Here is a 12,057-nt window from a genome sequence, read left to right as displayed (position 1 = left end):
GCCCAGCGCGCGACGCCGCGAGGGTTGGGCCATGATCACAGTCGAGTCACTGACCCGGAGGTACGCCGGCTTCACCGCCGTCGACGACGTCTCCTTCACCGCCCGGCCCGGCCGCGTGACCGGTTTCCTCGGTCCCAACGGCGCCGGCAAGTCCACCACGATGCGCGTCATGGTCGGTCTCACCGCCCCGACGTCCGGCTCGGCCACCATCGACGGCGTCCGGTTCGCCGACCTCCCCAACCCCGGTCGCGAGGTCGGCGTCCTCCTCGACGCCTCGGCCCAGCACGCCGGCCGCACCGGACGCGAGATCCTCACCATCGCCGCCGACACCATGGGCCTGCCACGCGCCCGGGTCGAGGAGATGGTGCGGCTGGTGGGTCTCACCCCCACCGAGGCCGGGCGCCGCGTGCGCGACTACTCGCTCGGGATGCGTCAGCGCCTCGGCATCGCCACCGCGCTGCTCGGCGACCCGAGGGTGCTGATCCTCGACGAGCCCGCCAACGGGCTCGACCCCGCGGGGATCCGGTGGATGCGCGACCTGCTCACGGGGTTCGCCAGCCGGGGCGGCACGGTGCTGTTGTCCTCGCACCTGCTCCACGAGATCGAGGTCATCGCCGACGACCTGGTGGTGATCGGCGACGGCAGGATCGTCGCGGCCGGCACCAAGGACGAGCTGCTCGCCGCCGCCGGGACGCTCGCCCGTGCGACGTCACCGCGCGACCTCGCCCACGCGCTCGAGCAGGCCGGGATCCCCAGCACCGTCGCCGGCGACGGCTCGGTCCGCACGGATGCCGACCCAGCCCAGGTCGGAGCCGTCGCCCTGACCGCCGGCGTCGCCCTCACCGAGCTCCGCTCGGCCGAGGGCGCCGGGCTCGAGGACATGTTCCTGTCACTCACTGCCGCCACCCAACGCGAAGGAGCTGCGGCATGACCGCCACGACCGTCCCGACAGCCGCCACTACGGAGGCCGCGCCGGCGCGCCGGACCTCCCCTCCCGTCCCCACCACCCGGCTGGTCACGGTCGAGCTGCGCAAGATGTTCGACACCCGCTCGGGGTTCTGGATGCTCGTCAGCATCGGCGTCCTGTCGGTCGTCGCCACGGGGGCGGTCATCGTCTTCGCCCCCGACAGCTCCGTCACCTACGAGAGCTTCGCGGCGGCGATCGGCCTCCCGATGTCGGTGATCCTGCCGATGATCGCGATCCTCGCCGTCACGAGCGAGTGGAGCCAGCGCAGCGGGCTCACCACGTTCACGCTGGTCCCGAGCCGAGGACGGGTGGTCGGCGCCAAGGCGATCGCGACCGTCGTGGTGGGCCTGGGCTCGATGGTCGTCGCCTTCGCGGTGGGGGCCGTCGGCAACGTCGTCGGCTCCGCGCTCGCCGGCGTGGACACCGTCTGGGACGTGTCGCTCGCCGCCGCGCCGCAGATCGTGCTCGCCAACCTGGTGGGCATGGCGATCGGCTTCACGCTCGGCGTGGTGCTGCGGGCCTCTGCCGCAGCGATCGTCGCCTACTTCGTGGTCTCGCTCGTGCTGCCCGGCGTCCTCGAGCTGCTCGCCCTCGTGCGGGAGTGGTTCCTCGACCTGCAGCCGTGGATCGACTGGAACTACACGCAGCTGGGGCTCTTCGAGGGCGCCACGAACACCGGTGAGGAGTGGGCGATGCTCGCCTCGACCACCACGATCTGGATCGTGGTCCCCCTCGTCGTCGGGCTGCTCACCCTGCGCCGCTCGGAGGTCACGTAGCACCCGTCCCGGGCCGGGACCCACCGAGCGCCGAGACGAGCTGCGCGCGCGAGGTGATGCCGAGCTTGGGGAAGATGCGGTAGAGGTGCGACCCGACCGTGCGGTGCGAGAGGTAGAGGTGCTGACCGATCTCGCGGTTGGTCAGGCCCGACGCGGCCAGCTGGGCGATCTGGCGCTCCTGCGGGGAGAGCAGGTCGCCGGCTCCGCGGTCGGGCTCGCGCACCGTCTCCCCCGACGCGCGCAGCTCGCGGTTCGCCTGGTCGACCCACGGCGCGGCCCCCAGCGCATCGAACATGTCGCGCGCGGACCGCAGGTGGGGCCGGGAGTCGCGCGAGCGCCGGCGCCGCCTCAGCCACGTGCCGTACGCGAGGAGGTGCCGGGCGTGGAGGAACGGCCACGGCACGAGGCCGCCCCGGAGCCCGTCCACGAAGAGCGCCTCGGCCCGGGACCCGGTCGCGACCAGCGGCCTGGCGACCAGCAGGGAGGCGCCGACGAGGGGCGATCGCGAGGCCTCCCACACCGACTCCAGCTCCTCGACGACCTGCCCGGCCTCGGCGCGCTGGTCGAGCGCCAGGGCCGACACGACGTGGTCCACGGACCCCCAGTGGCGGGCGTTGGCGTGGTGGACCGGGCTGGCGGGGTCGAACACGCGGCGCACGTGGTGGAGGGCCTGCTCGTGACGCCCGTGGGCCACCGCCGAGAGCGTCCGGGCGAGCTCGACCGGGGCAAGGAAGGTGTGGGCGCCCAGCGGCAGGAAGAACGCCTCCGCGGTCCTGCCCAGGTAGTCCGCACCCTCGTCGTCGCCCTGGGCCGCGGCCACGAGCGCCTCGGTGGCCGCGCCCGCCATGCCCCACAGGCGCTCGCCCGTGTCGACGGCCAGCCGCTGCACCTCGTCCCCCGCGGCCCGCGCCGCCTGCCAGCGCCCGAGGTGGTGGTCGGTGAGCATGCGGGACACCAGCGCCTGCAGGAGCAGCGGCATCTCGCCGCGGGAGCGGAAGCGTGAGACGGCGCTGTCGAGCAACGGAGCCGCCAGGGGGAAGGCGCCGATGCCGGTGGCCGCGGCGCCCAGGTCGAGGTCGTCGATGGCATCACCGAGGACACCGGGGGTGAGCGCGGCGATCCGCTGCCCGACGGCGCGGCCCCGCTCGACCGGAGCCGCATAGCCGACGATCGCCAGGAGCGTGGGGTCGTCCGGCGCGGCACCGACGCCCTCGGCCGCCTCCACCAGCCCGAGCCGGGTGGTCGCGTCCGCGTTGGACCACCAGCACCGCAGCGCCAGGCTCACCATCATCTTGAGTGCGTGCTCGCGCTCCCCCTCCGCGGCCAGCCTGCTCGCGACGTCGCACAGCGCCGGCACCTTGGCCGCCCCCGACCAGGCCCGGTCGCCGAACACCTCGTGGAGCCACGAGAGCCGCAGCCGGTGCTCCTCCGACAGGTCGGCGGCGTCGACCCGGACGAGGAGCGCCGTGCCCTCCTGGTAGAGGCCGGAGTCGAAGGCGAGCTCGGCGGCGCCGACCAGGCGGCGCCCCCGCTCGAGTGCGGTCCCGCTCAGCTCGGCGGCCCGGGCCAGTGCTGCGACGGCGGCGCGGGTGGCGCCCTGCTCGATGGCCCGGTCGGCCGCGGCCTCGAGGTCGTCGGCGACGTCGTCTGCCGGGCCGACCGTCGAGGCGGCCAGGTGCCACGTGCGCCGTCCTGTGGACGCGACGAGGACCTCCGCCAGCGCCGCGTGGGCCGCGCGGCGCTCGGACGGCGTGGCTCCCTGGTAGCACGCCGACCTGACGAGGGGGTGCCGGAAGCGCACCGCGCTGCCCTCCACGACCAGGACCCCGGCGTCGACCGCCTCGGCCAGCAGGTCCTCGGCGTGGGAGTCCCCGGCCACGAGCTCCGTGGCGCGGACGACCTCGACCAGGGAGTCGGTGTCGTCGGCCGCCACGACGAGCGCTGCCAGGCGTACGTCGTCGCACAGGTCCTCGAGGCGTCGCGCGAAGGCCCGCTCGAGACGGGACGTCATGGCACCCGGGGCGACGAGGCCCGCGTCGGTCGGCGTCCACGACCTCGACAGCTCGACCAGGGCGAGCGGGTTGCCCTCGGCCAGCCGGAGGACCTCGCGCCGGGCGCCCGTCGACAGGGCTCCGGCGCGCTCCAGCACCTCGGCGGCGTGCGTGTCGTCAAGCGGGCCGACGACCAGCTCGGGGAAGGTGCCGTCCGAGAGCGCGGAGTCGACGCCGTCGCGCTGGGCGGCGACCACGGCCACCGGTTCGTCCTGGATCCGCCGGGCGAGGAAGGCCAGGGCGCACGCACTGGCCGGATCGATCCACTGGACGTCGTCGACCAGCAGCACGACCGGCGCGTCGGCAGCGCGGTCGGCGACCAGCTCGAGCGCCGCGTAGCCCACGAGGTAGGGGGGAGCGGCCGGCGCGGCCAGGCCGAACGCGGAGAGCAGCGCCGCACGCTGCGGCTCGGGCAGGCGGTCGGCGAGCGGCAGGACCGACCCGAGCAGGCGGTGCAGACCGGACCACGGCACCTGCGCCTCGGACTCGACGCCGGTCACGCGCAGAACCTGCCGGCCCGCCTGGACGGCCTCCCGCGCGACGACGTCGAGGAGCGACGACTTGCCCACTCCCGGCTCGCCCCGGACGAGCAGCACCGCCCCGTGGTCTTCCGACCGGCCCAGGAGCGCGCGGAGCACGGCGACCTCGTCGTCCCGTCCGACGAGGGCCGGTGGCATGCGCGATGGTATCCCGCCGGTTCCTCCCCGATCCGCGCTCGCCCGCCCTGCGGATTGGGTCATCTGACTGAAGCGACCGGGCATCGCCGGCTCCTAGGTTCGACGAGACCAGGCAGGACCAGATCCACCGAGAGGACTCCCCCATGACCACCGACACCTTCGACCGCGCGCCCGCCGAAGCCATCCCCGACGACCAGTCCGTGCGCAACGTCGTGCTCGTGCACGGCGCCTTCGCCGACGGCGCGGGCTGGCGCGGCGTGCACGAGCGCCTCACCGCCCGCGGCTACCGGGTGAGCATCGTCCAGAACCCGCTCACCTCGCTCGCCGAGGACGTGGCGGCGACCCGGCGGGTCCTCGACCGGCAGGGCGGGCCGACCATCCTCGTCGGCCACTCCTGGGGCGGCACGGTGATCACCGAGGCGGGCGGCCACCCCGACGTGGTCGGCCTGGTCTACGTCTCCGCACTGGCCCCCGACACGGGCGAGACGACCGGCCAGCAGTACGAGGGCTTCGCCCCCACGCCGGAGTTCGTCATCGACGTCGGCGACGACGGCTACGGCTTCCTCCGTCCGGACACGTTCCAGGCCGGCTTCGCCCACGACGTCGACGACGCGCAGGCCGCCTTCCTGCGCGACTCGCAGGTGCCGGTCAACATGTCCGCGTTCGGCGCGCCCGTCGCCCACGCGGCCTGGCGCACCAAGCCGAGCTGGGCGGTCATCGCCACCGAGGACCGGGCGTTCGACCAGGCCATGCTCCAGCACATGGCGGCACGCATCGGGGCCGAGGTCACCGAGGTCGCGGCCAGCCACGCCGTCTTCATCACCCAGCCGGACGTCGTCGCCGGCACGATCGACGAAGCCGCACGCAGCGCGGTCACCGCGGGCTGACTGCATCGCTGCCTCGCGGGACCGGGTCGGCCGTCCGGCCCGGTCCCCCGCCGGCCGGCGACGCCGCGCGCGGACGCGGCCACTGCACGATGGCGACGGCCCCGAGGACCAGCAGCCCACCGCACGCCTGCCGCACGGACAGGGACTCGCCGAAGACGAGCGCCGCGCCGGTCACCGTGACCACGGGCTCGACGATCGAGAGGATCGAGGCGACCGTCGGCCCGACGCGGGCGAGGCCGAAGAAGAACAGCACGATCGCGGCGACGGTGCTGACCAGGGCGATCAGGAGGAGCCACAGCCACCCCGTGGCCGGGAAGGCCAGGTCGGGGACGCCGCGCGCCGCCGACCACACGGCGAAGGTGCCGAAGGCGCCACAGCACACCAGTGCGGCGAAGGCGAGCGGGTCGGCGGCCGCCACCCGGTCGCCGACGAGGATGTAGACCGAGTAGACGACGGCCGACCCGAGGGCGAGGGCCGCCCCGCCGGCGTCGAAGCCGTCCGCCGACGCACCGCCGAGCACCAGCGCGACCCCGAGCAGCGCGACGGCCAGCGCGGCTCCTCGCGTGCGCGACGCCCGCTCGCGCCCCGTCAGCACCGCGGCCACCATGACCAGGAGCGGGTAGACGCAGAACACCAGCGCGACCTGGGAGGCGTCGACGCGGGTCAGCGCACCGAAGTAGAGGCCGGCCTGGGCGGCGTACCCCACCGCCCCCATCAGCAGGCCCGCGACGACGGCTCGCCGGCTGGTGCCGCGGAACCTCCTCCGGAGACCGGCGACGGTCAGCAACAAGGCCCCGGCGACCCCGAACCGGACGAGCAGCAGGGCCTCGAGCGTCACGCCGTCGTCGTAGGCCAGTTTGGCGAAGACGGCCATCACGCCGAACGCGACGGCGGAGAGGAGGCACGCCAGAGGTCCCATGTCGTCCAGTCTCGGTCCGAGCACTGTTCAGGTCCACCGCGACTTCGCGAAGCATTTTGTTCAGTCATACTGAACGGATGCTCGACCTCCACCGCCTCCGCCTGCTGCGCGAGGTCCACGTCCGCGGCACGCTGCACGCGGCAGCCGGCGCGCTCGGCTACTCCCCCAGCGCGATCTCGCAGCACCTCGCGGTCCTCGAGCGCGAGGCCGGGGCGCCGCTCCTCGAGCGCGTGGGCCGTCGGGTCCGGCTCACCGACGCCGGCCACGTCCTCGTGCGGCACGCCGACCTGCTGCTCGAGGGCGTGGAGGCGGCCGAGGCGGAGGTCGCCGCCGTGGCCGCGGGCAGGCTCACGGGGACCGTGCGGATCTCGGCGTTCCAGTCCGCCTTCCTCAGGATCGTGGCCCCGGCCGTCGGGGTGCTGGCCGACTCGCACCCGGGCATCCGGGTCGAGGCGACCGAGACCGAGGTGGAGCTGGCCGTGCCTGCCCTGCGCCTGCAGCAGCTCGACGTCCTCGTGGGTGACGAGTACGACGGCCAGCCACGGGTCGTGCACCCCGAGCTCGAGCGGCAGCCGGTCCTGCGCGAGGCCATCAACGTGGTCCTGCCCGCCGGGCACCCGCGCGCGTCCGCGGCGCACGTCGACCTCGCCGACCTGGCCGACCTGCGGTGGGCCGCCTGCCAGCCGGGCACGGGCCACCACGAGATGCACCTGCGTGCCTGCCGGGAGATCGGCCGGTTCGAGCCGGACCTCCGCTACACCTCCGACGACTTCGCCATCCTCCTCGAGCTGGTGCGCACGACCGGTGCGGGGGCCCTCCTCCCGGACCTCGCCGTGGGGTCCGTCGCGCCGGGGGTGGCCGTGCGACCGCTCAGGTCCGGCCATCTCGGCCGCGAGGTCTTCCTCCTCACCCGGCGCGCCCGGACCCCGACCGTGGCGGCGGTCGCTCGCAGCCTCGGCGTGGTGGGGCGGGAGGCTGCCGGGAGCCCGCCGCCGCCCGCGGGGTCCTAGGCCTCCACGACCTCCAGGGCCTGCCGGGCGATCTCCCACTCCTCGTCGGTGGGCACGACGAGCACGGCGACGGCCGACCCGTCGGCCGTGACTGCGCGGGCGTCCGTCGCCCGGGCCTCGTTGCGTGCGGGGTCGAGCACGATCCCGAGCCGCTCCAGCCCGCCGAGGGCGGCGGCGCGCAGCTCGGCACTGTGCTGCCCGACGCCGCCGGTGAGGACGACGGCGTCCAGCTCGCCGAGCGCGGCGTAGTAGGCCCCGACGTACTTGCGCACGCGATAGGCGTAGACGTCGAAGGCCAGCGTGGCGGCCTCGTCGCCGGCCGCCCGACGCCGGGTCACCTCGCGGAAGTCGTTGGCGCCGGACAGCCCGAGCAGGCCCGACTCGCGGTAGAGCGCCCGGTCGATCTCGTCCAGCGACCAGCCGAGCTCGCGGTGCAGGTGGCCGTGGATCGCCGGGTCGACGTCACCGGAGCGGGTGCCCATCACCAGCCCCTCGAGCGGGGTGAACCCCATGGACGTGTCCACCGACCGGCCGCCGCGGACGGCCGCGGCCGACGCGCCGTTGCCCAGGTGCAGCACCACGAGGTTCGTGTCCTCGACCGCCCGTCCGAGCAGCTCCGCGGCGCGGCGCGAGACGAAGGCGTACGACGTGCCGTGGAAGCCGTAGCGCCGGATGCGGTGCTCCTCGCGCCAGCTCGCCGGCACCGCGTAGGTGTAGGCGCGCTCGGGCATCGTCTGGTGGAAGGCGGTGTCGAAGACCGCGACCTGCGGCACGTCGGGGAACAGCCGCTGCGCGACCCGCAGGCCCTCCAGGTTGGCCGGGTTGTGCAGCGGCGCCAGCGGGACGAGGTCCTCGACGGTGTCGAGCAGGCGGTCGTCGACCAGGACCGGCTCGGCGAAGAGGTCCCCGCCGTGCACGACCCGGTGACCCACCGCGGCCAGGCTGTCCTGGTCGATGGGCGGGCCGTGGCGGTCGAAGGCGCCCAGGGCCGAGCGCAGCGCGTCCTCGAAGTCCGCGACCCGACGCTCCTCCGTGTGGTCCTGCCCGCCGACGGAGTGCGTGAGCGTCCCGCTGTCCTCGCCGATCCGCTCCACCGAGCCGGACGCCTCGGCGACGCCGGAGACGCCGTCGAGGAGACGGTACTTCAGCGACGACGACCCGGCGTTGAGGACCAGCACCCGCCGCGTCACGACCGCTCCTCCCGGGCCTGTCCCTGGGCCTGCTTCTGGGCCTGGATCGCGGTGATCGCGACGGTGTTGACGATGTCGCGCACCAGCGCCCCGCGCGAGAGGTCGTTGACCGGCTTGCGCAGCCCCTGCAGCACGGGGCCGACGGCCAGCGCGCCGGCCGAGCGCTGCACGGCCTTGTAGGTGTTGTTGCCCGTGTTGAGGTCCGGGAAGACGAAGACGGTGGCCCGGCCGGCGACCGCGGAGTCGGGCAGCTTGGTGCGCGCGACCGCGGCGTCGATCGCGGCGTCGTACTGGATCGGGCCCTCGACGAGCAGGTCGGGTGCGCGCTCGCGGACCCGCGCCGTCGCCTCGGTGACCTTGTCGACGTCGGTGCCGCTGCCGGAGGTGCCGGTGGAGTAGGACAGCATCGCGACCCGCGGCTCGACCCCGAACGCCGCCGCGGTGCGGGCCGAGGCGATGGCGATGTCGGCGAGCTGGGTCGCGCTGGGGTCGGGGTTCACGGCGCAGTCGCCGTAGACCAGCACCTGGTCGCGCAGGCACATGAAGAAGACCGAGGACACCACCGACACCTCGGGGACGGTGCGGATGACCTCGAGCGCGGGGCGGATGGTGTGCGCGGTGGTGTGCACCGACCCCGACACCATCCCGTCGGCGAGACCGAGCTCCACCATCATCGTGCCGAAGTAGGACACGTCGACCACGATGTCGCGGGCGGCCTCGAGGTCGACGCCCTTGTGCGCGCGCCGCTGGTGGTACTCCTGCGCGAACCGCTCGCGCAGCTCCTCGTCGTAGGGGCTGAGCAGCTGGGCCCCGGACACGTCGATGCCGAGGTGGGCTGCCTTCGCGCGGACCACCATCGGGTCACCGAGCAGGGTCAGGTCGGCCACGTTGCGGCGCAGGAGGATGTCGGCGGCCCGCAGGATCCGCTCCTCCTCCCCCTCCGGCAGCACGATGTGGCGGCGGTCGTCGATCGCGTCGTCGAGGAGCTGGTGCTCGAACATCAGCGGCGTCACCACCGAGGTGCGCGCCACCTCGAGCCCGCTCATCAGCTCCTCGCCGTCGACGTTCTCGGCGAAGAGGGTCAGCGCCGTCGCGATCTTGCGCGGCGAGTCCTTGTCGAGCCTCCCTCGGCGGTTGGTCAACGCCGTCGAGGTGGCGTGGGTGCCGAGGTCGGTGGCGATCATCGGCAGGGCGACGTCGAGCCCATCGAGCAGCCGCCCGACCTGCTCGGGCAGCTCGAGCCCGCCGTTGAGGACGATGCCGGAGATCTGCGGGAAGCTGGCGGACTGGTGGGCGGTGAGCACCCCGAGGACCACCTCGGGACGGTCCCCGGGGGTGACAACGAGGGCACCGTCGAAGAGCCGGTCCAGCACGTTGGGCATCGTCATCGCCGCCACCACGAGGCCCGGCACCTCCCGCGCCAGCTGGGTCTCGTCGCCGCGGACCAGACGGCCGTCGCACGCCGCCATCAGCTCGGCGACCGAGGGAGCGCTGAGCAGCGGCTGCTCGGGCAGCGCGAAGGCCGGTGTGCCGTCGCGTCGCAGCGCCGCCGCCGTGCGGTCGGTGGCGTCGGGGTCGACGCGGTTGGCGATGACGGCGAAGAGCGTCGCGTGGCCGGCGGCCAGCTCGGCCTCGGCCATCGCGGCCGCCGTGCGGAGCTGGTCGACGCTGCGGCCGTGGCCGTTGAGGACCAGCAGGACCGGCGCACCGAGGTTGGCCGCGACGCGCGCGTTGAAGGCGAACTCGGCCGGTGCGCCGACGTCGGTGTAGTCGCTGCCGACGACCACGACGGCGTCGCTCTTCTCCGCGACCTGGTGGTAGCGCGCGACGATCCGGTCCATCGCGCCGTCGGGGTCGGCGTGCACGTCGTCGTAGCTCACGCCGGCGCACTCGTCGTAGGACAGCGAGACCGAGTCGTGCGACACGAGCAGGTCGAGGACGTAGTCGTGGACGCCGCCCGTCGACGCCTCGGCACGGACCACGGGCCGGAACACCGCGACGCGCGCCACCCGGCGCGAGAGCTGCTCCAGCACACCGAGCGCCACCGCGGACTTGCCGGTGAACCCCTCGACACCGGCCACGTACACGCTGCGCGCCATGGGTCCGAGCCTAGCTACCCGTCACGCCGAACCGCTCGACGCGGATCGCCTCCGGCCTGAACCCGGACCCGACCAGCAGCTCCTCGCCGAAGCCGGCGAACCGGGACGACCCGCAGACGTACGCGACCTCGGCGCCGGCCAGGAGCGGGGCGACCTCGGCCGCGGTCGGCGGGCCGGCGGGCCGCGTGCTGGTGGCGTGGCGGGTGAAGGCGATGGTGGCGCCCGCCCGCGCGAGCTCCTCGGCGTAGGGGAGCTCCTCGGGGGTGCGCGCGACGGCCAGCACCCGGAGCAGGTCGGAGCGGCCGAGGTGGCGGGCCGCGCGGATCATCGAGATCGCCGGCACGACGCCGGTGCCACCGACCAGGCACAGCGCGGGGGTGCGCGTGTCCCAGCGGAACCAGCGTCCGATGGGACCGCGCATCTCGAGGACGTCGCCGACCTCGGCCACGTCGGCGAGGAACTCCGAGACCTCGCCGTCCGGGAGCCTCTCGACGAGCAGCTCGACCAGCGGGTCGCTGTCGTCGGACGCGACGGAGTAGGACCGCTGCGCGGTGTAGTCGTCGGGCGCACGCAGCCGGAGCAGGTAGTGCTGTCCGGGCCAGTGGCGCTGCCGATCCTCCACGTGCAGGCGCAGCCGGACCAGGTGCGGCGCGGGGAGCTCCTTGGTGATGATGCGCCCGGTCGTCCACGCCGTCGCACCCGTGCCGCCCGGCGCGAACTCGTCCTCGAGCGCCACCGCGTCGCCGCCGGTCACGGGTCGCCCTGGTAGCGCTGCTCGAGCCACGGGTCGCCCCGGTCGTGGTAGCCGTTGCGCTCCCAGAAGCCGGGGCGGTCCTCCGCCGTCAGCTCGAGCCGGCTGATCCACTTGGCGGACTTCCAGAAGTAGAGGTGCGGGACCAGCAACCGGACCGGGCCGCCGTGCTCGGCCGTCAGCGGCCGTCCGTCGTGCTCCCAGACGATCCACGCCCGGCCGTCGGTGATGTCGGCCAGGGGCAGGTTGGTCGTGTAGCCCGTGGAGGAGTGGGCCATGACGAACCCGGCCTCCGGCAGCGGTCCGGCGGCCTCGAGCAGGGTGTCGACGGACACGCCGGTGAACAGCGTGTCGAACTTCGACCAGGTCGTCACGCAGTGGATGTCGCCCTGGTAGGACGACCGCGGCAGCTGCTGCACCTCCTCCCACGTCCAGGTGGTGGGTCGCTCCACGAGGCCGTCGACGCCCACGCTCCACGACTCACGGGCGATCCGCGGCGTCGCCTCGGCGGTCAGCACCGGCCAGCCGGCACCGACGTCGTACTGCCCGGGAGGCAGGCGCCGCGGTGGCTCGGCGCGACGTCGCGAGAATCCTCGGGTCACCGGCATCGGGGCCTCCTCCTGGACAGGGTGCACGTGGTGGGACGGTCACCAGTCGGTCGACGGCAGGCTACCGGGACGGGGCGGCCAGCGGTGGTCGGCCGTCTCGCTCGTCGGCGAGGCCCGGTCGG

The 12,057-nt window shown here is 74.3% G+C and carries 10 protein-coding genes; 4 read left to right on the top strand and 6 right to left on the bottom strand.

Going from position 1 to position 12,057, the window contains the following annotated elements; translation table 11 throughout:
• Nucleotides 1-31: 31 nt before the first annotated feature.
• Together SHK17_RS08370 and SHK17_RS08365 are read left to right on the top strand one after the other, a co-directional pair.
• Nucleotides 32-931 (top strand): ABC transporter ATP-binding protein, encoded by a 900-nt coding sequence (locus tag SHK17_RS08370; protein ID WP_322921734.1) that lies wholly within the window; start codon nucleotides 32-34, stop codon nucleotides 929-931.
• The gene (locus SHK17_RS08365) at nucleotides 928-1,743 is read left to right on the top strand and encodes an ABC transporter permease subunit (protein ID WP_322921733.1); all 816 of its coding nucleotides are present in this window, start codon (nucleotides 928-930) and stop codon (nucleotides 1,741-1,743) included. Before SHK17_RS08370 ends, SHK17_RS08365 begins: the two co-directional genes overlap by 4 nt.
• On the opposite strand, the gene SHK17_RS08360 is transcribed toward SHK17_RS08365, so the two are convergent.
• Nucleotides 1,736-4,471 (bottom strand): helix-turn-helix transcriptional regulator, encoded by a 2,736-nt coding sequence (locus SHK17_RS08360; protein WP_322921732.1) that lies wholly within the window; start codon nucleotides 4,469-4,471, stop codon nucleotides 1,736-1,738. The genes SHK17_RS08365 and SHK17_RS08360 overlap by 8 nt on opposite strands.
• 143 nt (nucleotides 4,472-4,614) lie before the next feature.
• Between SHK17_RS08360 and SHK17_RS08355 the strand changes: the two genes are divergently transcribed.
• On the top strand, nucleotides 4,615-5,358 hold the full coding sequence (locus tag SHK17_RS08355) for an alpha/beta fold hydrolase (RefSeq protein ID WP_172273304.1): 744 nt from the start codon (nucleotides 4,615-4,617) through the stop codon (nucleotides 5,356-5,358).
• On the opposite strand, the gene SHK17_RS08350 is transcribed toward SHK17_RS08355, so the two are convergent.
• On the bottom strand, nucleotides 5,345-6,277 hold the full coding sequence (locus SHK17_RS08350; protein ID WP_172273307.1) for a DMT family transporter: 933 nt from the start codon (nucleotides 6,275-6,277) through the stop codon (nucleotides 5,345-5,347). The two genes, SHK17_RS08355 and SHK17_RS08350, sit on opposite strands and share 14 nt — an antisense overlap.
• Nucleotides 6,278-6,354: 77 nt before the next feature.
• Here SHK17_RS08350 and SHK17_RS08345 point away from each other — a divergent pair, with 77 nt between their 5' ends.
• Nucleotides 6,355-7,287: a LysR family transcriptional regulator gene (locus tag SHK17_RS08345; protein ID WP_322921731.1), complete on the top strand. Its 933-nt coding sequence runs from the start codon at nucleotides 6,355-6,357 to the stop codon at nucleotides 7,285-7,287.
• Here the strand turns inward: SHK17_RS08345 and SHK17_RS08340 are convergent.
• The 4 genes from SHK17_RS08340 to SHK17_RS08325 are packed head-to-tail and all read right to left on the bottom strand — an operon-like array spanning nucleotide 7,284 to nucleotide 11,935.
• A complete protein-coding gene (locus tag SHK17_RS08340) occupies nucleotides 7,284-8,477 on the bottom strand; it encodes an acetate/propionate family kinase (RefSeq protein WP_322921730.1) in 1,194 nt (397 codons plus the stop codon). The genes SHK17_RS08345 and SHK17_RS08340 overlap by 4 nt on opposite strands.
• A complete protein-coding gene (gene pta / locus SHK17_RS08335) occupies nucleotides 8,474-10,576 on the bottom strand; it encodes a phosphate acetyltransferase (RefSeq protein ID WP_322921729.1) in 2,103 nt (700 codons plus the stop codon). The genes SHK17_RS08340 and pta overlap by 4 nt, the downstream gene beginning before the upstream one ends.
• A 10-nt stretch (nucleotides 10,577-10,586) precedes the next feature.
• Nucleotides 10,587-11,330, bottom strand: a complete 744-nt coding sequence (locus tag SHK17_RS08330) for an FAD-binding oxidoreductase (RefSeq protein ID WP_322921728.1) — start codon at nucleotides 11,328-11,330, stop codon at nucleotides 10,587-10,589.
• A complete protein-coding gene (locus SHK17_RS08325) occupies nucleotides 11,327-11,935 on the bottom strand; it encodes a sulfite oxidase-like oxidoreductase (RefSeq protein WP_322921727.1) in 609 nt (202 codons plus the stop codon). Before SHK17_RS08325 ends, SHK17_RS08330 begins: the two co-directional genes overlap by 4 nt.
• Between the last annotated feature and the right edge of the window lie 122 nt (nucleotides 11,936-12,057).

This window comes from Nocardioides renjunii (assembly GCF_034661175.1).
GTDB classification, from domain to species: domain Bacteria; phylum Actinomycetota; class Actinomycetes; order Propionibacteriales; family Nocardioidaceae; genus Nocardioides; species Nocardioides renjunii.
This window is presented reverse-complemented; position numbering and strand designations above follow the sequence as displayed.